The organism is Streptomyces sp. NBC_00224 (genome assembly GCF_041435195.1).
GTDB lineage: Bacteria > Actinomycetota > Actinomycetes > Streptomycetales > Streptomycetaceae > Streptomyces.
Genome location: NZ_CP108106.1, coordinates 770,226 through 796,920 on the forward strand (window position 1 = coordinate 770,226; position 26,695 = coordinate 796,920).

The window sequence follows — 26,695 nt, forward strand, 5'->3', positions numbered from 1 at the left end:
TCACAGCTCCGCGTCGGCCGCGGCCGCCCGTAGCTCGGCCAGGTCCGCACCCGGGTTCGCGACGATCTTCAGCAACAGCCGCTCGTACAGCCCGGCCATCCGCTCGGCCGTCCGCCGCGCGAACAGATCGGTGCTGTACTCCAGATAGCCGTTCAGGCCCGCCGGAGTCTCCCGCACCACCAGGTTGAGGTCGAACTTCGCCACCCCGGCGTCCGAGGAAACCGGCAACGTGGCGAACTCCGGTACGGGTGCCTCCTCGCCCGGCGGGGTCGGTGCGGGCGCCGGGATCAGGTTGAACATCGCCTGGAACAGCGGCGAGTGCGCCGGATCGGGCTCGGCGACCAGCTCCTGGGCGAGCCGCGCGAACGGCACGTCCTTGTGCTCGTGCGCCTCGGCCGTGACCCGCTTGGCCCGGGCCAGGAGCTCGTCGAAGCTCCGCTCCCCCGCCGTGTCGAGCCGCAGCACGAGCACATTGATGAAGTAGCCGATCAGCTGCTCAAGCGCCGGGTCCGGGCGGTTGGTCACCGGCGAGCCGATGGCCGCCTCGCGGTCCTCGCTGTACGCGCCGAGCAGCACCGCGAACGCCGACAGGAGCGTCATGTAGAGCGTGACGCCCCGCTCCTGGCCGTACCGCCGCAGCTGTACGAGCAGCTCGGCCGGGACGTTCACCGCGACCGTCGAGCCCTGGTGGGACTTGACGGCGGGGCGGCGGTAGTCGGTGCGCAGCGAGAGGCAGGCGGGCAGCCCGGCCAGCTGACCGCGCCAGTACCCCTCCTGCCGGGCGAGCTCCGCCGCGTCGACCGCGCGGTGCTGCCAATGCGTGAAGTCGGCGTACTGGAGCGGCAGTTCGGGCAGCTCCGGCTCGGCGCCCCGGCGCAGCGCCGCGTACACCGTGTTGAGCTCGGTCAGGAAGACGCCGGTGGACCAGCCGTCGAAGATGCCCCACGGGCGGGTGACGACGGCGATGTGCTCGTGCGGCGACAGCGTCAGCAGGTGCACCCGCAGCAGATGGCGGTCCTGCGGCGCGAACGGCCGGGCGCGCTCGGCCCGCAGCCACTCGGCGGCCGCCGCGTCCCCGGCCATCTCCTCGAAGGCGACGGCGAAGCCGCCGGCGTCGTTGACCTGCTGTACGTATGCCCCGTCGCGCAGGAGATAGCTGGTGCGCAGCACCGCGTGCCGGGCCACCAGCGCCTCGAAGGCGCGGGCGTAGGCGGCGCGGTCCAGGGTGCCGACGATCCGGTAGGCCATCTGCACGTTGTCGTACGCCGTGCCCAGGTGCTCGCGGTGGTTGAGGAACCACAGCTCGCTCTGCTGGAGGGAGAGCGGGGCGCTCAGGGCGCTTTCGCCGGGCGCGGGCAGCGGCAGTGCCACCGGCTCGTCCGCCGGGGACTCCAGGGCCGCCGCCATCTCCTGGACGGTGGCGCCGCCCAGGATCACCTGGAGCGGAAGGTCCTTGCCGGTCTCCTGCTTGACCCGGATGGTGAGCCGGGTGGCGAGCAGCGAGTGGCCGCCCAGCTCGAAGAAGCCGTCCTCCAGACCGACCCGGCCCAGACCCAGCACGTCCTCGACCAGACGGCACAGCGTCCGCTCGGTCTCGGTGCGCGGGGCGACGTACACCTCCTTGTGGACGTCGCTCTCGTCCGGGGCGGGCAGCGCCTTCTTGTCGACCTTGCCGTTGGTCGTGATCGGCAGCTCTTCGAGCGCCACGAACACGCTGGGCACCATGTACTCGGGCACCCTGGCCGACAGGTGCTCGCGCAGCACCCGGGTCATGGTCTGGCCCATCCGGGCCACCTGCGGGGCGTTGGCGAGCTGCGCGTGGCGGTAGGCGCCGCGCGCCCGCACCCGGGGCAGCTCCCCCTTGCCGAGGACGAGGTCGAGGCCGTCGGGGCGGTCCTGCGACCAGGTCACGGCGACCCGGTGGCCGAGCTCCTCCGCGTAGCGCAGGGCCGACTCCAGCTCGCGCACCCGCTCGGTGGCCGCCGCGGACAGGCGGGTGCCGCCCGGCAGCGGGTCCACCTGGCGGTTGGCGGGCCAGCGCGTCAGGCCCTCGGCCACCAGGGCGTCGTCCTCGATGCGGGGGTTGGTCAGGCCGGTGACACCGAACCGCTCGGGCACCTCGCCCGCCAGCAGCGCGCGCAGCGCCTGCGGCGAGTCGGCCTCCAGCCACGGCAGCGGCTCGGCGGGCGCGCCCGCGCCCTTGGTGAGCACCACGTCGTAGCGGTAGCTGAGCATCTCGTTGTCGCCCAGGCCCCGCTTGACCATCAGGTCGACGGCGCCCAGCTCCGGGAACCGCTCGCCCAGGCCCGCGAAGAAGGTCGGGCTGACCAGCAGCTCGCCCTCATGGCGGCGGCGGCGCTGGACCTGGGCGGCGAGCGCCCCGGCCGAGGTGCGCACCTGCGTACGGCTGCGCTCCATCGCGCCGAGGTGCGCGGAGAACAGGTCGAGGTTGCGGACGTCGCCGATCAGGATGCGGCCGCCGTCCTCGACTAGCGGCAGGATCCGGGCGATGGCCTCTTCGAGGTAGACCCGGTTGGGGAAGTACTGGACGACGGAGTTGAGGACGACCGTGTCGAACGTGGTGCCTTCCGGTGCCGTCACCGACAGGGCGTCGCCGTGGCTCAGGGTGACGTGCGACCAGCCGCGCCGCTCGGCGCCGCGCTTGACCCCGGCGAGCGCCGAGGCGGAGATGTCGACGGCGTGCACCGACTCGCATGCGCCCGCGTAGCGGTACAGGAGCAGTCCGGTGCCGCAGCCGATCTCCAGGAGCCGCTGGGGCCGCAGCTCCTCGATCTGGGCCACCGTGCCGTCGATCCACTCGCGCATCTCGGGCTCGGGGATGAGCTCGCCGGTGTAACTGCTGTTCCAGCCGACCAGGTTGAGCTCGGCGTCGGTGGCGTCGGCGGTCGCGTCGTCGGCCGCCGCGTACTGGTCCTCGAAGAGCTTCTGCCACTGGCCGAGGTGTTCGGCGTTCTGCTCCTCGGCGGCCGTGTCCAGCCAAGCATCCGTGGGGCGGACGTAGGCGACGAGCTTCTTGGTGTCGCCGCTGTCCCGGGTGGTGACGACGGCGCTGTGCACCGAGGGGTGGGTGTGCAGCGCGCTCTCGATCTCGCCGAGCTCGACGCGGAAGCCGCGCACCTTCACCTGGTCGTCGATCCGGCCGACGAACTCCAGGGCGCCGTCGGGCAGTCGGCGCACCAGGTCGCCGGTGCGGTACAGCCGCGCGCCCGGGGTGTCGGAGAAGGGGTCGGCGACGAACTTCTCGCCGGTCAGGCCGGGGTTGCCCAGGTAGCCGCGCGCCACGCCCGCGCCGCCCACGCACAGCTCGCCGACCACCCCGCACGGCACAAGGCGCAGTCCGGGGCCGGTGACATGGGCGGTGGCCTGGCCGATGGGGCGGCCGATCGGGATCGGCGCGTCCTCGGCGAGGTCGCGCGGGATCTCGTGGCAGGTGGAGGCGATGCTGTTCTCGGTGGGGCCGTAGGCGTTGACGACGGTCAGGCCCGGGTGCGCCGCGTACAGCGTGCGCACGTCGCGGGCGGAGAACGCCTCGCCGCCCACGCCCAGATAGGCCAGCGGCAGCGTGCGGTGGCGGGAGGCCTCGGCGAACGCGGGCAGGAACGCGGCCGACAGCGCCATCATGGTGACCCCGGAGCGCTCCACCCGGTCCAACAGCTGCCCGACGTCCTTGGAGTCGCCGTCGTGCAGCACCAGCCGGCCGCCGTTGAGCAGCGGGCCGAGCACCTCCTGCGAGCCGACGTCGAACGAGATCGACGAGTGGTGCAGCACCACGGTCCGCTCGTTGGTCGGGAAGTACTCCCGGTTGCGCACAAGCCGCACCACACCGCGCTGCTCGACGAGCACGCCCTTGGGCACGCCCGTGGAGCCCGAGGTGAAGATCACGTACGCCAAGTGGTCCGGGGTGAGGCCGAGTTCGGCGCGGGTGAGATTGTGGTCGGGGCGGTCCGCGAGGACCTGGACGCCGTCCGCCGCCCGCTCCCCCGTGTCCAGGTGCAGCACGTCCGTGCCGTCGAGCACCGCGCCCGGCAGATGCGACTGGCTGAGCACCAGGGCGACGCCTGAGCTCTCGATGAGCGTACGGATACGGGCCTCGGGGTAGCCCGGGTCGATCGGCACATAGGCGCCGCCCGCCTTCAGGATGCCGAGCAGACCGGCGACGAGCTCGGGCGAGCGCTCGGCGCACAGCCCCACCAGCGTGTCCGGGCCGACCCCCCGCTCGCGCAGCTCGTGGGCGACGCGGTTGGCGCGGGCGTTGAGCTCGGCGTAGCTGAGCACGGTGGCGCCGTGCTCGACGGCGACAGCGTCGGGCCGCCGCTCCACCTGCTCCTCGAACAGCTCGAAGAGACAGCTGTCCTGCGGATACGGGTGCGCGGTGGCGTTCCAGTCCGTGAGCAGCCGACGGCGCTCGGGCACGGGCAGGATGTCGACGGCGAGCGCCTCGGTGCTCGCGCCGCCGTCGGTGGCGAGCGCGGTGACGATGCCGGTCAGCGCCGCTTCGAGGTAGCCGATCAGCGCGTCGGGCGACAGCGAGGCGTCGACCTGGGCGTTGAGGGAGAGCTCGGTGCCGATGTCGTCGATGGACAGGCCGACCGGGTAGTTGGTGCGGTCGACCGAGCCGAGCCAGCGCACGCCCTGGGCGTCGGTGCCGGTCGGGCCGTCGTCGTCGCGGCCGGGCTCGAAGTGCCGGAAGTTGATCATCGAGCTGAACAGCGGCACGTCGCCCTCGACCCCGCTGCACCGCTGGGCGGCGATCAGGGAGCTCTGCTCGTACGTGATCAGCTCCTTGAGCGCGGAGTCGACCTCGGCGACCAGCTCGCCCACGGTGCGCCCGGCCAGGCGCACCCGCAGCGGCAGGGTGTTGATGAAGTTGCCCAGCATCCGCTCCACGCCGGGCACGCCCTGGAGGCGGCCCGACAGGACGGTGCCGAACACCACGTCGTCGCGGCCGCTGCACGCCGCCACCACCACGGACCAGGCCGCGTGGCACAGGGCTGCCGGGCTGGTGCGCAGCCGCTGGGCCTCCGCGCGCAGATCGCGGGTCAGGCCCGGCGCCAGCGAGCGGCGCAGATCGCGCACCCCGCGCCCGTCGCCGCGCACATCGGTGAGGCCGAAGGGCGCGGTCGACTCGGTGACGTCGCCGAGCCGGTCCCGGAAGAACGCCTCGGTGTCGTCGGAGGCCAGCCGGTGCAGGGTGTGGGCGACGAAGTCGCGGTAGGGCGCGGGCGGCGCGAGGCGGTCGACCCGTCCGGACATGTGGGTGACGAGCTCGTCGAGGATGAGGCGCAGCGAGGTCGCGTCCTCGATGAGGTGGTGTGCGCTCAGCAGCAGGAACCGCCGTGCGGAGTGCGGGTCCTGGGCGATCGCCAGCTTCAGCAGCGGGGCCCGGCCGAGCGTCATCCGCCCGGGCTGTTCCAGCAGGGCGCGCGCCTGCTCCTCGGCGTCGCGGTCCGGGTCGAGCGTGACGTGTTCGACGGGCAGCTGGGCGGTGCGGTGGACGACCTGGACGGGTTCGGGCAGCCCGGCCGTCAGCACGGCGGTGCGCATCACGTCGTGCCGGTCGACCAGCGACTGGAGCGCTGCGGCGAACGCGTCCCCGGCGGCCGCGTCCTCGGCGGCCAGCAGGATCGGGATGACGTACGGGTCGTTGTCGGGATCCATCAGGTGATGGAAGAGGATGCCCTCCTGCGAGGGGACCAGCGGGTAGATGTCCTGCACGTTGGGCGCCCCGCCGGGCACGGTCGCCACCACCGCGTCGAGCTGCGCCTGGGTGAGGTCCACCAGCGGCAGCATCGCGGGGGTGATCCGCTCGCACGCCTCCGGTATGAGGTTGGGCGGGACGGTGAAGTCGGCGCGCGCCTCGGCGCCGTCGATCTCGGCCGCGAGCAGCGCCAGCGTAGGGGCGTTGAACACCGCCCGTACGGTGACGGCGAGGCCGTGCTCCTTGAGGCGGGCGATCAGGACGGTGATGAGCAGCGAGTGGCCGCCAAGCGCGAAGAAGTTGTCCTCGGCGCTGATCTTCTCCCCGTCGAAGCCGAGCAGCTCGGCCCAGACGTCCGCGAGCAGCTGCTCGGTGCCGGCGCGCGGGGCGACGTAGGCGCGCTGGGCGTAGGCATCGATGCCGGGGGCGGGCAGGGTCTTGCGGTCGAGCTTGCCGTTGGCGGTGACGGGCAGCGCGTCCAGGACCACGAAGGCGCTGGGCACCATGTAGTCGGGCAGGGCGCGCTCCAGGTGCGCGGCGAAATCGGCCCGGTGGTCGGCCGGTTCGCCCTCCAGGACCGTGTACGCCACCAGCTGCGGGCTGTCGGCCTTGTCCTCGCGGACGACCACGACGCAGGCGCGCACCGCGGGGTGCTGGGCGAGGCGGTGCTCGATCTCGCCGAGCTCGATGCGGTGGCCGCGCAGCTTGACCTGGTCGTCGATGCGCCCGAGGAACTCCAGGGTGCCGTCGGCGAGCCGCCGCACCAGGTCGCCCGTCTGGTACATCCGGGCGCCCGGGGCGTCGTCGAACGGGTTGGGAACGAACCGCTCGCGGGTCAGGTCCGGGTTGTTGAGGTAGCCGCGCGCGAGCCCGGTCCCGGCGATGTACAGCTGGCCCACACACCCGATGCCCCGCGGCTCCAACGCGTCGTTCAGGACGTGCAGTTGGATGTTGTGGATGGGCCTGCCGATGGGGACCGTGCGCAGCGGCCGGTCGGCCGGGCAGGTCCAGTGGCTGACGTCGACGGCCGCCTCGGTGGGGCCGTACAGATTGTGCAGCGGGGCGGGGTGCAGGGCGTAGTGCCGGGCGCACAGGTCACCGGGCAGGGCCTCGCCGCTGCAGAACACCTGGCGCACCGAGGCGCAGTCGGCCCAGCCCGCCTCCTCCACGACCGAGCGCAGCATCGACGGCACGAAGTGCAGGGTGGTGACGCCGGTGCGGCGGATGAGGGACACCAGGTAGGCGGGGTCCTTGTGGCCCTCGGGCTCGGCCACGACCAGCCGCGCGCCCGCCATCAGCGGCCAGAAGAACTCCCACACCGACACGTCGAAGCTGAACGGCGTCTTCTGCAGGACGACGTCGTCCTCGCCCAGGTCGTAGGTGTGCTGCATCCACTCGATGCGGTTCACCGCCGCGCGGTGCTCGATCATGACGCCCTTGGGGCGGCCGGTGGACCCGGAGGTGTAGATGACATACGCCAAGTGGCTCGCGTTGAGGCCGAGTTCGGCCGCGTCGAGGTTGTCCTCGCCGAGGCCGGTGAGCTCCTCGCCCGCGTGCGCGACCCGTCCCTCGGCGTCGACGGTGAGCAGGTGCTTCACCCCGGACACCGCCTCGGTGTCCAGGTGCGGCTGGGTGAGGACGACCTCGACGCCGGAGCTCTCGACCACGTATGCGGTGCGCTCGGCGGGGTGGGTGGGCTCGATGGGCAGATAGGCGCCGCCCGCCTTCTGGATGCCGAGGATCGCGGCCACCATCTCCGCCGAGCGCTCCATGCGCAGGCCGACCACGGTGTCCGGGCCGACGCCGTGGCGCCGCAGGGCGTGCGCGACGCGGTTGGCGCGGGTGTTGAGCTCGGCGTAGCCGATCTCGTCCGTGCCGAAGACGACGGCGGTGCGCTCGGGGTGGCGCGCCACCGCCGCCTCGAACAGCTCGTGCAGACAGCTCTCGTCGGAGAAGGGGTGGCGGGTGTCGTTCCACTCGGCGAGGACCTGGTGGCGCTCCGCCTCGTCGAGCGCGGAGAGCGTGGATATCCGTGCGCCGGGCTCGTCGGCGACGGCGGCGAGCAGCCGGGTGTAGTGGGCGATGAAACGCCGCACGGTAGCGCTCTCGTAGAGGGCGGTGGTGTACTCGACCGCGCCGACCAGCCCGTCCGGCGTCTCGCGCAGATCCAGGGTCAGGTCGAACTTGGTGATGTCGAAGTCGAACTCGATCAGTGAGACGTCGAGCGCGCCGAGCCGGACCTCGCGCTCGGACTGCGCCTCCTGGAGCACGAACATGGTCTGGAAGACCGGCGAGTGGCTGAGGCTGCGCTCCAGGTTCAGCGCGTCCACGACCGCCTCGAACGGCACGTCCTGGTGGTCGTAGGCCTGCAGCGCGCCCTCCTTGACCCGGGCGAGGAGCTCGGGGAAGGACGGGTCGCCGGACAGGTCGGTGCGCATGACCAGGGTGTTGGCGAAGAACCCGATGAGTCCCTCGGCCTCCAGCCGGTTGCGGCCCGCCGCCGGGGTGCCCACGGCGATGTCGCTCTGGCCGGTGTACTGGTGCAGGGCCAGCGCGTACACCGCGAGCAGCGTCATGTAGAGCGTGACGTCGTGCCGCTCGCTCACCTCGCGCAGCCGCCGCAGCAGCTCGGGCGGGCAGCTGAACCGCTCGTGCCTGCCCTGGTACGTCTTGATCTCGGGGCGCGGCAGGTCGGCGGGGAGGGTGAGCCGGGCGTCGACCCCGGCGAGCCGCTCCTTCCAGTAGCCGACCTGGCGCTCCTGCACCTCGTCGACCAGCCACTGGCGCTGCCACTGCGCGTAGTCCGCGTACTGGATCGCCAGCTCGTCCAGCGGCGACTCGGCGCCCGCACAGTACGCCTCGTACAGCGCGACCAGGTCGCGGAAGAAGACGCCGAGCGACCAGCCGTCGGAGACGCTGTGGTGCATGGTGACCAGCAGGACGTGCGCCCGCTCGGACTCGCGCAGCAGGCGGACCCGGATCAGGGACTCACGCGCCAGGTCGAAGGGCGCGACCGCCTCGCGCTCGCACACGCCGGCGAGCGCGTCCGGGTCGGCGAGTTCCTCGTAGGCCACGGCGAAGTCACTGCCGTCGCCGATTTCCTGGTACGGGACGCCGTCACGCTCCACGAACCGGGTGCGCAGCACCTCGTGGCGGCGGACGATCTCGGCCAGCGCCCGCTGGAGCGCGGGGCGGTCGAGGGGGCCGCTGAGCCGCAGCGCCATCGGGATGTTGTAGTACGCGCTGGTCCCGTCCAGCTGGGCCAGGAACCACAGCCGCTGCTGGGCGAAGGAGAGCCGCACCGGCTCGGTCGCGGACCGGGGGTGCCTGGGGATGGTGTCGAGCGCGGAGAGGTCCACGCCCTGCTTGCGCAGCAGCGCGATCAGGGCGCGCTGCCGCTTGGCGGGCAGCGACCTGATCTTCTTGATCAGGTCGGCGCTGTCTTCGTTCACAGTGGTCATCGTCCGGCCCCGGGTTCCTGGTTCTGGCTTTCCAGAGCGTCCAGCTCTTCGTCGCTCATGCTCTCGATCAGACCGAGGCTCTCGCGGATCCTATCCACGTCGACCAGGCCCTCCTCCCCGCCCGCGGGCGCATGTCGCTCCAGCTCAGCGGCCATGCCGGCGAGCGTCGGGGCGTCGAAGACGACCTGGATGGGCAGGTCCGCGCCGCTGTGCTGCTTGAGGCGGTTGACCAGTCGGGTCACGAGCAGCGAGTTGCCGCCGAGGGCGAAGAAGTTGCTGTCCACGCCCAGCTGGTCCACGTCGGTGCGCAGCAGTTCGGCCCAGACGGCCGCGACGGCGCGCTCGGTCCCGGTGCGGGGTGCGACAAGACGCTCGCCCCGGCCGCGGGTGCTCTCGGGGTCGGGCAGCGCCCGGTGGTCCAGCTTGCCGTTCTGGGTGAGCGGCAGCGCTTCGAGCAGGACCTGGGCGGCCGGGACCATGTACTCGGGCAGGGCCTCGGACAGGGCGGTGCGGACGTCGTCGAGCAGTGGGGTGCGCGCCGACCAGCGCGGCGCGGCCTCCTGCTCGCCGGACTCGGGCGCGCGGGCGCCCTCCTCGCGGATCGCGTACACGTTGTAGAGCGGGGTGCCCTGGAGCAGCCGGTTGTCCTGCTCGCTGACCACCCGGTAACCGAGCGCCCGCAGCAGCGTCTCCACCTTCTCCAACTGGCCGTCCACGTCGTGGAGTTCCACCACCAGCTGGCGGATCCTGGGCCAGTCGCGCCAGTGGATGCCCTTGAGCACCTCGTACTCGGCGTTCTCCACGTCGATCTTCAGCAGGTCGATGCGGTCCAGGCCCTGCTCGGCGACGATGTCCGAGAAGGTGCGCAGCTGACAGGTGAACCGCTCGCTGTCCAGGCGCGCGTCGACCAGCTCGGCCACCAGCTCGTCACCGGCGACCGTGCCGTCCTCGGTCAGCTCCTCCTGGTTGCGCAGGTAGGAGCGGACCATCTCGTGCGCCTGCTCGGCGGTGGTGACACTGCTGGAGATGACGGTGTTGTGGCGGTAGAAGGTGAACGTCTCCTCCTTCGCCTCGGCCGCCAGACCGCACGCGAACACCTGGGCGTTCAGCCCGTGCAGCTCCACGTTGCGGCGCAGCGAGTCGAAGACCGGCGGGATCGGCTCGAAGGCGAGGATGCGCGCGCCGGGGCAGCGCGTCCCGGCGAACAGGGTGAACATGCCGATGTTGGCGCCGACGTCGACGATGGTGTCGCCGTCGCGGATGGTGATGCCGTTGCGCAGGTATTCGAGGTTGGTGAAGATCTCCTCGTAGACGAAGTCCGTCTCGCTGCGGTTCTGCTGGAACACTGTCATGCCGTTGGGCAGTTCGTACGTCCGCTCCAGCGCCTCGGGTTCGGTGCGCTCGATGCGCAGCAGCTCGCGCACCGCGTGCGCGCGCTCGGCCGAGGGCACCACGTAGGACACCAGGCGCTGGTCGTGCTCGCCGTACTCGCGCACGACCACGCGCGCGTCCTGGACGCCGGGGTGGGCCAGCAGCTTCGCCTCGATCTCGCCGAGCTCGATGCGGAAGCCGCGCACCTTCACCTGGTCGTCGTTGCGGCCCAGGTACTCCAGGGTGCCGTCGGACTGCACCCTGGCCAGGTCGCCGGTGCGGTACATCCGGGCGCCCGGCTCGGGGCAGAACGGGTCGTCGAGGAAGCGTTCGGCGGTCAGCCCGGGCCGGTTGAGGTAGCCGCGGGCCACCCCGTCGCCGCCGACGTACAGCTCGCCGACCGCGCCGACGGGGGCGGGCCGCCCGTGCCGGTCCAGGACGTAGGTGCGCAGGTCGGGGATCCGCTCGCCGATCGGGCTGACCGCGAGCTCCGCGTCGGCCTCGGTGAGCGGCCGGTAGGTGACATGCACGGTGGTCTCGGTGATCCCGTACATGTTGACAAGGCGGGTGCCCCGGTTGGCCGCGCGGCCCAGCCACGGCTTGAGGGCGGCCACGTCCAGCGCCTCGCCGCCGAAGACGACCGTGCGCAGCCGGTGCGCAGCCGGGCTGTCGCCCTGCGCCGCGATCAGCTGCCGGAAGGCGCTGGGCGTCTGGTTGAGGACGGTCACCCCCTCCGCGCACAGCAGGGCGTAGAAGTCTTTCGGGTTGCGGGTGGTGGCCTGCGGCACGATCACCAGCCGGCCGCCGTGCAGCAGCGCGCCCCAGATCTCCCACACGGAGAAGTCGAAGGCGAACGAGTGGAACAGCGTCCACACGTCGTCACGGCCGAAGCCGAACCACGGCTCGGTGGCGGTGAACAGCCGGGTCGCGTTGCGGTGTTCGACCATCACACCCTTGGGCGTGCCGGTCGAGCCCGAGGTGTAGATCACGTACGCCATGTGAGAGGGCGTCAGACCCGTGGTGGCGGCGGGCAGATCGGTGTCCGGGCGGCCGGCCCAGAGCGCCGCGTCGGCCCGTACGTCCACCACCGGCACCTCGGGGGCGCGCAGGCCCTCCGGCAGCGGGCCGTCGACCAGCAGGGCGCGCGGCGCGCTGTCGGTGAGCAGATGGCCGAGCCGGTCCACCGGCGATGCCGGGTCGAGCGGCACATAGGCACCGCCCGCCTTGAGGACCGCGAGCAGGCTGATCACGATGTGCTCGCTGCGCGGCAGGCAGAGCGCGACCAGCACGTCCGGGCCGACGCCCAGCTCGCGCAGATGGCGGGCGAGCCGGTTGGCGCGGGCGTTCAGCTCACGGTAGGTGAGGCTCTCGGCGCCGTGGGAGAGGGCGACGGCGTCGGGGGTCGCGGCGGCGGCCGCCTCGAACCGCTCGTGCAGAGCACGGTCGTCGGCGTTTGAGCGCGGGCGCCGGTTGTCGTCGACGAGCAGCCGTCGGCGCATCGCCTCGGGCAGGACGGAGATGTCCAGCGCGGCCACCGGCTCCTCGGCGTCGAGCGCGCCGAGCAGCCCGGTCATGGCGGCTTCCAGATACGCGATGACCAGGCCGGCGTCCTGCGCCTGGTCGATCTGCGCGTCCATCGAGAACGAGTGCCCCAGGTCGTCGACCGAGAGCGCGACCGGGTAGTTGCTGCGCTCGATCACCCCGGCCAGCGACTTGACGCCCGCGCGCTCCAGCTCGTCCTCGTCGATGCGGTCGTCGGACTCCAGATGACGGAAGTTGAAGATCGCGTTGAAGAGCGGGGTGTCGCGGGGCACGTCGCTGTGGCGGTGGGCGACGGCGAGCGGGGTCTGCTCGTGGCGCACCAGCTCGCGCAGCGCACGGTCGGTCTCGGCCACCAGTTCGCGCACGTCGCGCCCGGTGAGGTCGAGCCGGACCGGCAGGGTGTTGATGAAGTTGCCGAGCATCCGCTCGATACCGCGGGGCCCCTGGAGGCGCCCGGACATCACGGTCCCGAACACCACGTCGTCGCGCCCGGCGCAGGCCGCGACGACCAGCGCCCAGCCCGCGTGGAAGAGCGTCGCCGGGCTGACCCGCAGCTCCTTGGCCCGGGTGCGGACGCGCTCGCCGAGCTCCGGGTCGAGCGGCTTGCGCAGATCGGCGACCCGTCGCCCGTCGCCGTGCACGTCGTGCATGCCGAAGAGCACGGTCGGCTCGGTGACGTCGCCGAGCCGCTCGCCGAAGTACGCCGCCGGGTCCAGGGCCTCGGCCCGGTGGGCGGCGTGTGCGATGAAGTTGCGGTACGGCTCGGGGGCGGCCAGCTCGGCGGCGCGGCCCGTCATGTGCGCCACGAGCTCCTTGAACAGGAAGCCGAGCGAGGTGGCGTCGTCGATGACGTGGTGCAGATTGAGCACCGCGGACCACTGCCCGCTGTGCGGGTCGCGGGCCGCGCGCAGCCGGATCAGCGGCGCCCGATCCAGGCGCATCGCCTGCGAACCGGCCAGCAGCCGCTGGATCTCGTCCGCCGCGGAGCTGCCGGGGGTCACCGCGAACTCGTCCACGGTGAGCTCGGCGTGCCGCACGACGACCTGTACGGGCTGCGGAAGACCGTCGGTGAGGATCGCGGTGCGCAGCGCGTCGTGGCGGGCGATCACCGCGCGCAGGGCGTCGGCGAAGCGGTCCAGGTGGTCGCGGCTGTCGAAGGAGAACACCCCGGACAGCACGTACGGGTCGCGGCCGCTCTCCTTGAGGTGGTGGAAGAGCATGCCCTCCTGGAGGGCGGCCAGCGGGTAGACGTCCTGGAGGTTGGCGGCGCCGCCGGGCACGGCCGCGACGACCGCCGCCAGCTCGTCCTCGGTCAGCTCCACCAGCGGCAGCATGTCGGGCGTGATCCGGGTGCAGCCCTCGGGGACGCGCGCGGCCGGGACCACGAAGGTGTCCGCCGCGCCGCTGCCGTCGACGGACGCGGCGAGCTCCGCAAGCGTGGCCGCCGCGAAGACCGCGGGCAGGTCGCAGTGGAGCCCGGCGGCGGTCAGCCGCGCGGTGAGCTTGGGAATGAGCAGCGAATGTCCGCCCAGCGCGAAGAAGTTGTCCTCGACGCTGATCCGGTCCGCCGCGAACCCGAGCAGCTCGGCGCAGATCCCGACCAGGGCCGCCTCGGCCGGGGTGCGCGGGGCGACGTAGGCGCGCACCGCGTACGCACCGGCGTCGGGGGCGGGCAGCGCCTTGCGGTCGAGCTTGCCGTTGGCGGTGACGGGCAGCGAGTCCAGGCGGACCAGGGCGCCGGGGACCATGTAGTCGGGCAGCGCGTCCTTGAGGTGGGCGAGCAGCTCGGCGTGGTGGTCGCGGCCGGGCGTCTCGTCGAAGCCCGGGTCGAGCACCACGTAGCCGACCAGGCGGGGGTCGCCGGTGCTGTCCTCGCGGGCCAGCACCGCGCAGGCGCGCACCTCGGGGTGGGCGCCGAGCCGGGCCTCGATCTCGTCGAGCTCGATGCGGAAGCCGCGCACCTTGACCTGGTTGTCGATGCGGCCGAGGAACTCCAGGGTGCCGTCCGCGAGGCGCCGTACGAGGTCGCCGGTGCGGTACATCCGGGCGCCGGCCACGGTGGCGAACGGGTTCGGCACGAACCGGTCCCGGGTCAGGTCCGGGTTGTTGAGGTAGCCCCGGGCCAAACCGTCCCCGGCGATGTGCAGCTCTCCGGCGCAGCCGACCGCCGCCAACTGGCCGAAGTCGTCGAGCACATGGAGCTGGATGTTCTGGATCGGACGGCCGATCGGGACCGGGCGCGCCCCCTCGCCGGGCGGGCAGGTCCAGTGGCTGACGTCGATGGCGGCCTCGGTCGGGCCGTACAGGTTGTGCAGCGGCGCGCGGTGCACCGCGTAGTGGCGCGGCGGCAGCTCGGGCGGCAGGGCCTCGCCGCTGCAGAACACCCGGCGCACCGATGCGCACCGCGCCCAGCCGTCGTTCTCCACCATCAGGCGCAGCATGGAGGGCACGAAGTGCAGGGTCGTCACACCGGTGCGGCGGATCAGTGAGACCAGGTAGTCGGGGTCCTTGTGGCCCTCGGGCTCGGCGACGACCAGGCGGGCGCCGTTGAGGAGCGGCCAGACGAACTCCCACACCGACACGTCGAAGCTGAACGGCGTCTTCTGCAGCACGACGTCGTCCACGTCCAGGCGGTACGCGTTCTGCATCCACTCGATGCGGTTCACGGCCGCCCGGTGCTCGACCATGACGCCCTTGGGGCGGCCGGTGGAGCCGGAGGTGTAGATGACGTACGCCAGGCTGCGCGCGGTGGCGGCACAGCGTCCCGCGACGGCCCGCTCGGACGTGGCGCCCTCGACGCGGCCCTCGCGGTCCAGGTACAGCACCTCGCGGGCGGCGGACAGGCCGTCGCCCGTCAAGTGCCGCTGTCCGAGCACCAGTTGGGCGCCAGAGTCCTCGATCATGTACGCGAGGCGGTCGGCCGGGTAGCCCGGCTCCAGCGGCAGATAGGCGCCGCCCGCCTTCATGACCGCCCACAGGGCGACCACCATCTCGACGGACCGCTCCATGCAGACGCCGACCACGGTGTCCGCGGTGACGCCGCGCCCGCGCAGCTCGGCGGCGACCTCGTCGATCCGCGCGGCCAGCTCGGCGTACGTCAGTGAGCGCTCGCCGAACACCACGGCGGTGCGGTCGCCGTGGCGCGCCACGGCGGCGTCGAGCAGCTCGGGCAGCGAGGTGTCGTCGGAGTAGGGGCGCCGGGTGTCGTTCCACTCCGCAAGCAGCCGGTGCCGCTCCTCGTCCGACAGGTGCGAGGCGGCCGACAGCGGCCGCTCGGGGCCGGCGAGCAGCGAGTCCAGGAGCCGCTGGTAGTGGCCGAGGAACCGCTCGACGTCGGCGCTCTCGAAGCGCTGGGCGTCGTACTTCAGGTGCAGCGCGTAGTCGTCGGCGTTCTCGAAGACCTCCAGGTGGAGCTTGAACTCCCCCTCCTGCGAGATCCCCTCGACGAACCGCATCGACCGCGCGAGCTCCAGGCCGAGCACCTCGTCCGCGACGTGCATCATGCGCTGGTTCTGGAAGACGTAGGAGACCTGGAAGACCGGCGAGGAGTCCGGGTCGGACTGGAGGTTCAGGTCCTGCACCATGCGCGGGAACGGGTATCCGGCGTGATCGAGTCCATCGGCCAGGACCAGCGAGAGCTCGCGCACGTAGTCGCGGAACGGCACGTCCTCCCGCGGCCCGAACCGCACCGGCACCATGTTGACGAAGTAGCCCACGGAGTCGGCGTACGCGAGGTCCGGGCGGCCCATCGACGGCACGCCGACGATCAGGTCCCGCTCGCCGCTGTAGCGGTGCAGCAGCAGTTCGTACACCGCGAGGAAGAGCACGGCGGGCCGCACTCCGCTCGCCGCGCACCAGGTGCGCACCCGGTCGCCGGCCGCGCCGGAGAGCGGAAGCGAGGCGGTCCGGCCGAGCACCGGCGCGCCGGGGGCGGCGGCACGCTCGACGCCGAGGCGCAGCACGGGCAGGTCGCCCGCCAGCGTCCGCTGCCAGAACGCGCGGTGGCGCGCGCCCTCGGGCCCGTCGAGGAAGGACTGCTCCCATCGGACGAACTCGTCGTACACGTCCGGCGTGGGCGAGGTCCAGTCGGCGCCGCGCCCCAGCGTCTCGTACGCCGACGCCAGGTCCCGCAGGAACAGCGGCGTGGAGGCACCGTCGAAGACAAGGTGGTGGAAGACCAGCAGGACGACCGCCCCGGGGGCGTCCGTCTCGTAGACGTACGCCCGCGCCAGCGGATCCGACGCCAGGTCGAACGGGGTCTTCGCCGCCCGGCGCACCTCGGCGAGCAGCGCGTCCTCGGACAGGCCCGGCACCCGCTCGTGGCGGAAGTGGACCGGCCGGTCGGGGCGGGCGACGAGGTACGGCACGCCGTCCTGCTCCGTCACCGCGCTCGACAGCTGGCCGTGGGCCGCCACCACCAGGGCGAAGGCCCGGCGCAGCCGGTCGACGTCCAGGGGCGCGTCGGTGCGGAAGCAGACCGGGACGTTGTAGACGTCCGCGTCGGGCCGCAGCCGGTGCAGCAGCCACAGGCCCTTCTGGCCCTCGGAGAGGGGGCGCTCGGCCGCGTGCCGCTGGAGCTCTTCGTAGAAGGCGAGAACGTCGTCGGCGGAGAGGGTGCCCGCCTTGAAGCCCGCCAGTATCTGATCCTCGTTCACGCGCTCGGTGCTTCCTTCATGAGTGCCTTCAGATCTTCGAGGCTGACGTGCCCCTGCCGGAACTGCTCCAGCGCCCGGGCCTTGGTGGCACGGGGGTCTTCGGTGTCGGGACCCGGGCCGGGGGCCGGGTCGGTGGCGGGCTCGGCGGCGCCGGTCGCGGCGCGGAGCCCGGTGAGGCGGGCCGCGATGCGTTCGAGGGTGCCGCCCTCCAGCATGTCGCGGGTGGACAGGCGCAGGCCGAGGTCGGCCTCGACCCGGCGCTGGAGCCGCGACCAGAGGATGGAGTCCACGCCGAAGCCGTGCAGGTCCTTGTCGGCGGGCAGTTCGCCCGCGTCCAGGCCCAGGGCTTCGGTGAAGAAGTCCGCGAGGTAGCGGGTCAGGTCGTCGGGCGCCTGCCGTACCTCGGACGGCTGCTGGGCCCGCGCGGCCTCGGACGGCTGCGGCGCATGGGGGGCTTGCATGGCCTCGGGGGGCTGCGGCGCCTCGTCGGCCACCGGCCGCTCGTCCGGCCGGGGCGACTGCCCGGTGTCGAACACCTGCTGCCCGGCCGGGGCCGGCTGCTGCCAGGTGCGGCCGATCCAGTACCGCTTGCGCCGGAACGGCGTGGTCGGCAGGGTGATCCGCCTGCGGGGCCGACCCGCGTGCAGAACCTGCCAGTCGACCTTGGCGCCGCCGACCCACAGCCCGGCGAGCCGGTCCAGGTCGCCGTCCGCGACCAGCGCGGCCACGAACGCCTCGCCGTGCGCGCCGGAGAGCAGGGCGGTCAGCGGGTTGGCGCCGTCCTCGGCGCTGCCCGCGTGGACCTGGACTCCTAGCGCCTCGGCGGCGTCCGCCTCGCCGAGGTGGCGGGCGAGTGCGGCGCGCAGCTCGGCCCGCGAGCCCACGACGGCCGCGAACCGCTCCGGCAGCGCCTCGCGCCCGGTCTGGAGGGTGTACGCGAGGTCCGCGAGGTCGGTGGAAACCTCACGGTCGACGAAGTCGAGGAGTTGGCGGGCCGTGTCCCGCAGCCGCTCGGGGTCCTTGGCCGAGACCACGACGAGCTGCGGCCCGCCGTCACCCGCCGCCGGTTCGACGACCGCGGCCGGGGCCTCTTCGATGACCAGGCTGACGTAACTGCCGCCCGCACCGACGGAGTTGATGAGACCGCGGCGGACTTCCTGCCCCTCGGCCGGGCGCGGCTGCCACGGCGCGAGCCGCTCGGACAGCGCGAAGGGCGCGGCCTCGAAGTCGAGGTTCGGGTTGGCGGTGCCGCCCTCGACCAGCGGGGCGAGCTCCTGATGACGCAGCTGGAGCACCACCTTGGTCAGCTGGGCGATGCCGGAGGCCGCCTCGGGGTGGCCGAGGTTGGACTTCACCGACCCGAGCGCGACCGGCTCGGGCACCGCGCCGAAGACCTCGCGCAGCGCGCTGAACTCGACGGCGTCGCTCAGCGCCGACCCGTTGGCCGCCGCCTCCACGTAACCGATCGACTCGGGCGCCGCACCGGCCCGCTCCAGCGCCCGCCGCATCACGGCGACCTGGGTGCGGTGGCTGGGCGTCATGAAGCCGTTGGCCCGGCCGCCGTGCAGCGAGGCGCTTCCCTTGACGACCGCGTGCACGGTGTCGCCGTCGCGCAGCGCGGCGGCCAGCGGCTTCAGCAGCACCGCACCGACGGCCTCGGCGGGCAGGTACCCGTCGCCGTCGCGGAAACTGCGGCTGCCCGGGTGGCTGCCCAGGAGCTGCGCCTGGGAGAGCGCGAGGTACTTGTCCGGGTGGACGGTGAGGTTCACCCCGCCCGCGATCGCCAGCTCGCTCTCCCCGCGCAGCAGGTCCGCGCAGGCGAGGTGGATCGCCTGGGCCGAGGACGAGCACATGCTGTCCACGGCCAGGCTCGGGCCTTCGAGCCCGAAGAAGTACGAGACGCGGTTGGCGATCATGTTGTACGAGGTCGCCGAGGTCAGCGCCGCGCGCGGCACGTCCGCCTCGTCGGCCCGGTACATCTGGTACATCGAGCCGACGTACACACCGACCCGGCGCCCGTAGCGCCGCTCGATGGCGTCCTGGGTGACCCCGGACCCCTCAAGCAGCTCCCACACCGTCTCCAGGAAGAGCCGCTGCTGCGGGTCCATCGTCTCGGCCTCGCGGGGCGAGATGCCGAAGAACAGCGGGTCGAACCGGTCGATCCCGTCGAGGAAGCCGCCCCAGCGGCAGTACGTGCGGCCGGGCGCGTCCCGGTCCGTGTCGAACAGCGCGTCGTGGTCCCAGCGCTCGGCCGGCACCTCGGTGACGCTGTCCTTGCCGGACCGCAGGTTCCCCCAGAACGCGTCCAGATCGGCGGCCTGCGGGTAGCGCCCGCTGATCCCGATGATCGCAACGTCCTGGTCCATGGGCGCGGGACCGGGGCGCGGGGACCGGTCGGCCACGGCGGCGACGGCCGCCGCGACGCGCACAGGCTCGGCGGGCCTGGCGGCGCTCGGGGCCGGGCGTGGCGCGTCGGGCTCGCCGAACATCGTCCGCAGCACGCCCTCGTACTCGGCCACGAAGTGCTCCGCCAGTGCGCGGACCGTCTGGATCTCGAAGAACAGGGTCTTCGAGAGCGGGCCGAAGCTCTCCTCCAGGCGGGCGATCAGATCGGTCGCCACGACCGAGTCCATGCCGTACCGCTCCAGCGCCGTGTCGGCGTCGAGCCGCTCGACGCCCAGCTTGAGGGCCCCGGCGAGCATCTGCCGCAAGTAGCGGACGGTACGGTCCACGAGCGCGCGGTCGGCGCCCGGTACGGGCTGCTCCTGCTGCACGGATTCCCTTTCCCCAGTAGTCACATGACGGTCCGTCAGCCTCGGCAGCAGTGCCTCGCGGTTGCCCGCGACGACCACCAGGCGGCCGTCGTCCAGGCCGTTGTCGTGCGCGGCCGCCCCGACCCGCAGGGCGTGCAGGGCGCTGTCGGTGTCCAGGGGCGCGAGGTCCATCTGCCGGAGCTGTTCCCTGGTCGCGTCGTTGACCTGCATGCCACCGTCCTCCCAGAGCGGCCAGTTGACGGAGAGCGTCGTGCCGTGCCGCAGCCCGGCGCCGACGAGGCGGTTGCGGTGGGCCGCGTAGGCGTCCATGAAGGCGTTGGCGGCCGCGTAGTCGGCCTGCCCGGGGTTGCCGAAGGCGCCGCTGGTGGACGAGAAGCAGCAGAAGAGCTCCAGCGGGTGGCTCTTGCTCGCCTCGTCCAGGTTGACCAGGCCGGACACCTTGGGGGCCAGCACGCGGGCCAGCTCCTCGGGCGTCTTCTTGACGATGAAGTCGTCGCTCAGCACGCCGGCGCTGTGCACGATGCCGGTGAGCGGCCCGTGGGTGGCTTCGACGTATGCCATCAGCCCGTCCACCGCCGCGCGGTCGGTGACGTCCACCCGCCGGTAGGTGACGCGCAGCCCGGCCGCCCGCAGGGCGTCGAGCGCGCGCGACTGCTCCTCGTCCAGCGGGGAGCGGCCGGTGAGGACGACCGTGGCGTGCTCGACGCCGTCGGCGATCTCACGCGCCGCCACGAGGCCGAGGGCCCCGGCGCCGCCGGTGATCAGATAGACGCCGCCGGTGCGCCACGGCGCCGCCGCCGGGCGCGCGGGCGCCACTTCGTCCAAGCGCCGCACGTACCGCCGCCCGTCCCGGTACCGCACCTCGGGCTCGGCCGCGCGGCCCGCCTCGGCGAGCAGCCGGGCGGCGACGGCCGGGGCCGGGGCCCCGTCCAGGCAGTCGAGGTACTGGGTGCGCAGCCGGGGGTTCTCCAGCTGGGCGGTCTTCAGCAGTCCGGTGAGCCCGCCGAAGCACTCCGCGGCGCCGCCGCTGCCCACCAGGACCACCTGGAGCAGCACGGGTCGGCGCGGGCCGCCCGCCAGGAGCTCACGGGTCCGGGCGAACACCTGCCGGGTGACGTCCAAGTACTGGGCGTCCAGCGTTCCCTCGCCCGGCTCCACCACCTCGAAGGCGGTCGTCCCGGCGAGCGCGGCCGCGTACGTGTCCCGCCCGGCGGCGTCGAGCGAGCCGATCAGGACGACGTGGTGCTCGGCGTACTCCTCGGCCGTGCCCGGGGCCGCTCCGGCGTCCGCCTCCCACACCGGCCGCAGAAGCAGCAGCTCGTCGTGGCGCGGCTGGGCCGGTACGGCCACAGCGCCCTCGGTGTCGAGCCAGTAGCGCTCGCGGGCGAACGGGTAGCCCGGCAGGCTCAGGCGCCGCACCGGCGCGTGCGTCCCGTGCAGCGGCGCCCAGTCGACCGCGAGGCCGCGCACCCAGCGGGCCAGGACCTCGTCGTACTGCCCCTGTTCCCACCAGGCGCGGACGGTGTCGGCGGTCTCGCGCGGCACGTCGCCGTCGGGCCGTACGGTCCCGCGCAGCCCGGTGCCGGGCGCGGCGGGGTCGGTGACGAAAGCGTCCAGGTGCTGCTTGAGGGACTCCATCGAGGTCGCCGTGAAGGCGAGCCGCTCATCGAGCGCGACACGGCCGGTCTGGAGCGTCCAGGCGACGGAGGCGAGGTCGGCCTCGACCAACTCCTCGGCGCGGGCGCGCAGTTGGCGAGCCTGCTGGACGAGCTGCTGCTCGCTCATCGCGGACAGCACCACGGCCACCGGCCGGGCCCCGTCGGCGGGCACCTCGCGGCGCGCGGCCTCCGGCTCGTACTCGGCGAGGATCACATGGGCGTTGGAGCCGCCCGCGCCGAAACTCGACACCCCGGCCACGCGCGGCAGTTCACGCTCCTCGCCGTCGACGATCAGCGTCGGGCGGTGCCACGGCTCCAGATGCTGCTGGACCCGGAAGGGCGTCCGCTCGAAGTCGATGTGCGGGTTGGGCACAGCCGAGTGCAGGCTCGGCACCAGCTCGCGGTGCTTGAGCTGGAGCAGCACCTTGGTGACCGCGGCGATGCCCGCCGCGCTCTCGCAGTGGCCGATGTTGGACTTGACCGAGCCGATCGCCAGGTTCTGCGGCAGCGCGTCGCCACCGGCCGTGCGGAGCGCCTTGACCAGGCCCGCGATCTCGATCGGGTCGCCGAGCGCGGTGCCGGTGCCGTGGGCTTCGAGGTAGCTCAGCGCCGCCGGGGAGACCTCCGCCTCGGCCAGCGCCGCCGCGATGACCTCGCCCTGCGCCACCGGGCTCGGCACGGAGAAGCCGTGGGTGCGGCCGCCGTGGTTGAGCGCGGTGCCCTTGATGACGGCGTGGATGTGGTCGCCGTCCGCGATCGCCCGGTCCAGCGGCTTCAGCAGCACCGCGCCGACGCCCTCGCCGGGCACATAGCCGTCGCCGCCCTCGCCGAAGCTGCGGCAGCGGCCGTCGCTCGCCGCGAACCTGCCCTGACTGAGCATCAGGTACTTGTTGGGGTGGACGCTGACGTTCACGCCGCCCGCCACCGCCGATTCGCACTGACCGCTGCGGATCGCCTCGCAGGCGAGGTGGATCGCGGTCAGCGACGACGAGCACATGGTGTCCACGGCCATGCTCGGCCCGTGGAAGTCGTAGAAGTACGAGACGCGGTTGGCGATGGACGAGGGGCTGCCCGACAGGGCGACGTGCTGCCCGCGCGCCTGCGCCTGTGCGCCGTGGAGCTGGTACTCCTCGTACATCACACCGACGAACACCCCCACCTTGCCGGCCGGGGCCAGGTTCGCCCCGGTGTATCCGGCGTCCTCCAGGGTGTGGTGCACGCACTGGAGGAACAGGCGCTCCTGCGGGTCCAGGTACTCGGCCTCGCGCGGCGAGATGTGGAAGAACAGCGGGTCGAAGCGGTCGACTCCGTCGAGGAAGCCGCCCCACTTGCCACCCGGGTGCTCCCGGTGGTCCCAGCGGCCCTGCGGGACCTCCCGGATGCAGTCGCGGCCGGAGCGCAGGTTCTGCCAGAAGGCGTCGAGGTCCTCGGCCTCCGGGTAGCGCCCGCTCACGCCGACGATGGCGATGTCGGTGCGCGCACGCGGGGCGCGGCGCTCGCCGCTGGACTCCACCGGGGCGGCGGACACGGACGTGGTCACCGGCTCGGCGCCGGACGCGCCGAGGGCCGCCCGCACCTGCTCCGGGTACTCGGCCAGGAAGTGCTCGCTCAGCGCCCTGATGGTGCGCACCTCGAAGAACAGCGTCTTGGACAGCGGTCCGAACGGCCCTTCGAGGTGGCGGGTGAGCTCCATCGCCATCATGGAGTCCATGCCGTAGTGCTCCAGCGGGGTGTCCACGTCCAGCCGCTCGGGGGCGACTTCGAGCGCGGCCGCCAGCTGCTCGCGGATGTAGTCGAGCGCACGGTCGGCGGTGGGCGCGTCGGCGGACACGGTCACCGGCGTCACCGGCGCCGCCTGCGGAACCGGCGTCGGCGCGGGCCGCTCGCCGGGGCCGCCCGGGAGCACCCGGGCGCTCAGCCCGGTCAGCTCCACGCACACCTCGCCGCGCTCGTCGAGGACGGTCACGTCGAGCTTGGCGGAGGGGGCGTCGGGGCGGCTGCCGTGCTGGTGGCGGATCCAGGCGTACGCCGTCGCCGGGGTCGCCCCCGCCGCCGTCAGACCCTGGAGGGCGAAGGGCAGCGCGGGCCGCCCGGCCTGCTCGGTGCGCGCGGCGGCACTCAGGCCGAGGCCGATCGTGGCCTGGAGGGCGCCGTCGACGATGCTGGGGTGCAGCCGGTAGCGGTCCACGGGCTCGGCCGCCGCCGGAAGGCGCAGCTCGGCCAGGACCTGCGGCCGCCCTTCGCCGTCGGTGCCCACGCCGAGCCCCGCGAGGGAGCGGTGGGCCGGTCCGTACTCCATGCCGACGTTCGCGTACAGGTCATACAGGTCGTCGGCCGTGAAGGCCGCCTCGGCGCAGCGCGCGCGCAGCTCGGCCAGGAGCGGCGGACGGCTCTCGGCGCCGCCGGTCACGCTCGCACGGCCCTGGCTGCACAGGGTCCGCACACCGTCGCGGTCGACGGCGTGGATGGTGTACTCGTACGCGCCCTCGGCCGTCGTGCGCACGGTGACGCGCAGGTCGAGACCGTCCGGCCCGCAGAGGGCGGGGCGCAGCCACACGACGTCGGCCAGCCGGACGCGGTCGGCGCGCTCCGGGCCGAGCACCCGGGCGAGCGCGGCGCGCGCCATCTCCAGGTGCGCGGCGCCGGGCAGCACCCGGCCGCCCTGGACGCGGTGGTCGCGCAGGAACGGCTCGCTGCCGTCGAAGCGCGACTCGTACGCCTCGGCCCCGTCGGCGTCGCCGGACGCGGCCCGGTGCAGCAGCGGGTGCGGGTGGGCGGCCGGTGCGGCGGGGCGGCGGGTGCGGCCCGCCCAGTAGCGCTCGTCGGCGAAGGGGTAGGTGGGCAGGCCGAGGCGCTCCGGGCGGGCGCCCGGGCCGTACAGCCGCTGCCAGTCGACCGGGTGCCCGGTGACCCACTCGGCCAGTACGCGGCTGTCGTCCCGGGCGTCCAGCCAGGCGTGCGAGGCGGCGAGCCGTGCGGTGTCGCGCCCGGCGGCCTTCGGGGCGCGGCGGGGCGCGGAGCCCCGGTGCCAGCCGTCCGCGTTGCCGCCCAAGAGGCGGGCGAGCCGGTCGCGCAGCTCCGCCACCGAGGTGACGGCCACGGCGAGCCGCTCCTCCATCGCATCGCGGCCGGTCTGCAACGTGTGGGCGAGGGCAGGGAGTTGAGCGTCCGTCACCTGATGGGCCGTCAAGTGGTCCAGCAGGTTCCGGGACCGGCCGGTGAGCTGCTCGTCCGTACGGGCCGACAGCACGACCAGGGCCGGACGGCTCCCGGCCGCCTCCCGCCGGGGCTCGCCGCCCCGGTACTCCTCAAGCACGACATGGGCGTTGACCCCGCCGAACCCGAACGAGCTGACACCCGCGCGACGCGGCACGCTGACGCCGTCCGCGTCCCGCAGCCGCCGCCACGGCGTCCGCTCGCGCACGACGTGGAAGGGGCCGTCCGCGAGATCCAGATAGGGGTTGAGCTCCGCGCAGTGCAGGCTCTCGACCAGCTCGCCGTGCTTCATCTGCAGCAGCGTCTTGATCACCCCGGCCACGCCCGCGGCCAGTTCGAGGTGCCCGATGTTGCTCTTGACCGAGCCGATGCCGCACCGGGCGGGCTCGCCCAGACCGTCCGGCGTCTCCTCGGCGAGCGCGGCGAAGGCGCTCTTGAGGCCGCCGAGCTCGACGGGGTCGCCCAGCTCGGTGCCGGTGCCGTGCGCCTCGACGTACGTCACGGTACGCGGGTCGATCCCGGCCTGGCGGTAGGCGGACTTGAGGAGTTCGGCCTGCGCCTGCGGGTTGGGGGCGGTGAGCGAGTGGGCCCGGCCGCCGTGGTTCTCGGCGGTGGCGCGGATGACGCCGTGGATGCGGTCGCCGTCGCGCTCGGCCGCGGCGAGCGGCTTCAGGACGAGGATGCCCACGCCCTCGCCGCGCACATAGCCGTCGGCACCCGCCGCGAACGTCTTGCAGCGGCCGTCCTCGCTGAGCATTCCGGCCCGGCTGTAGCTGATGTGCAGATCGGGGCTGACGATGGTGTTCACGCCGCCCACCAGGGCGAGTCCGCTCGCCCCCGAGCGCAGCAGGTCCACCGCGCGGTGCAGGGCGACCAGCGAGCTGGAGCAGGCGGTCTCGACCGGCTCGCTCGGGCCGTGCAGATCCAGCAGATAGCTGACCCGGTTGGGGCCGACGGAACCGGAGACCCCGGTGGCCGCGTACCCGTCCTCGCCCTGCTGCTCCTTCAGCACCAGGCTGCCGTAGCCGCTGGGCGCGGTGCCGACGAGCACGGCGGTGTCGGTGCCGGCCAGGCTCGACGGCGCGAGCCCAGCGTCCTCAAGGGCGTTCCACACATGGGTGAGCAGCAGCCGCTGCTGCGGGTCCATGGCGGTGGCCTCGCGCGGCGAGATACCGAAGAAGAGCGGGTCGAAGCGGTCGACGGCGTCGAGGAAGCCGCCCCAGCCCACGTGCCGCCTGTTCGCGGGCGTGGCCGGGTCGTCGTGCATCGCCCGCCAGTCCCAGCGGTCCTCGGGTATCTCGGTGATGCAGTCCCTGCCGTCGCGCAGGTTCTCCCAGAAGGCCGCGAGGTCGGGCGCCTGGGGGAAGCTGCCGCTCATGCCGATGACGGCGATGGGCTCGGCGGGGCCGGTCGGAGCCGTGTGGTGGGGAGCGTTGTCCTCGGACGGGGCGGCGGGCGCGGACGTCCGCACAGGCTCCGGCGTCGGCCGCCGCTCGCCGTGTACGCGCGCCATCTCCGGCGCGTACGCGTCGACGAGGTGCGCCGCGAGGCTGCCGACGGTCCGGTACTCGAAGAACACGGTGGGAGCCAGCGCCAGACCGTGGCGCTCGTTCAGCCGGTTCGCCAGCTCGGTCAAGCTGATCGAATCAAACCCGTACTCCCCCAACTCACCATCCGCATCGATCTCTTCGACCGGCACGTTGAGCTGAGCGGATATCTCGGATACGAGAACGTCCTGGGTCGCGGACAGAAGATCACCGACAGCCGGGGCGGCGGACGCGGCCGGAGCCGTGTGCCCCTGTCCCGCCAGGTGCCCCACCAGGTGCTCCGCCAGGCGGCGCGGTGTCGCGTACTCGAAGAAGACGGTCGGGGCCAGCGCCAGACCGTGTCGCTCGTTCAGGCGGTTCGCCAACTCGGTCAAGCTGATCGAATCAAACCCGTACTCCCCCAACTCACCATCCGCATCGATCTCTTCGACGGGGACCTTGAGCTGGGCGGACATCTCGGCAACGAGCAGTTCCTGCCACTCCTGTGGCGTCGGGCCGCTCGGCGACTGCGGCTCAGGCTGCGGCTCCGATGCCGTGGCGATCAGCGCCGACAGCCGCGCCAGGAGTCGCTCGCGGTCGCCGGAGAGGACCAGCGTCCGCTCCCGGCCCGATGCGATGGCCGCGTCCAGGGCGCGCAGGCCGTCACGGGTGGCCAGCGGGGCGACCCCGAGGTGCGCCAGCCGGTCGAGCCCGGCCGTGTCGAGGCGCATCCCGCCGTCCGCCCACAGCGGCCAGCCGATGCTGACGGCGCG

3 protein-coding genes (1 of these 3 running past the window's edge) are annotated in these 26,695 nt (G+C 73.1%); all 3 read right to left on the bottom strand.

Annotation, left to right across the window (positions count from 1 at the left end; all coding sequences use genetic code 11):
* Tightly spaced (each overlapping or abutting the next), the 3 genes in view from OG965_RS03615 to OG965_RS03625 form a layout consistent with a single transcriptional unit that may run on beyond the window.
* Entirely contained in the window at nt 1-9,180 is a 9,180-nt protein-coding gene (locus tag OG965_RS03615) for an amino acid adenylation domain-containing protein (protein WP_371649018.1), read from the bottom strand.
* Nucleotides 9,177-16,748 carry an amino acid adenylation domain-containing protein gene (locus OG965_RS03620; RefSeq protein WP_371649020.1) on the bottom strand — a complete coding sequence of 2,524 codons (7,572 nt, stop codon included), beginning with the start codon at nt 16,746-16,748 and terminating at the stop codon, nt 9,177-9,179. The genes OG965_RS03615 and OG965_RS03620 overlap by 4 nt, the downstream gene beginning before the upstream one ends.
* Nucleotides 16,745-26,695: the 3' portion of an SDR family NAD(P)-dependent oxidoreductase gene (locus tag OG965_RS03625; protein ID WP_371649022.1), read on the bottom strand. It continues 3,984 nt past the right edge of the window; only the last 9,951 of its 13,935 coding nucleotides appear in the window; the start codon falls outside the window, past its right edge; it ends in the stop codon at nt 16,745-16,747. Before OG965_RS03625 ends, OG965_RS03620 begins: the two co-directional genes overlap by 4 nt.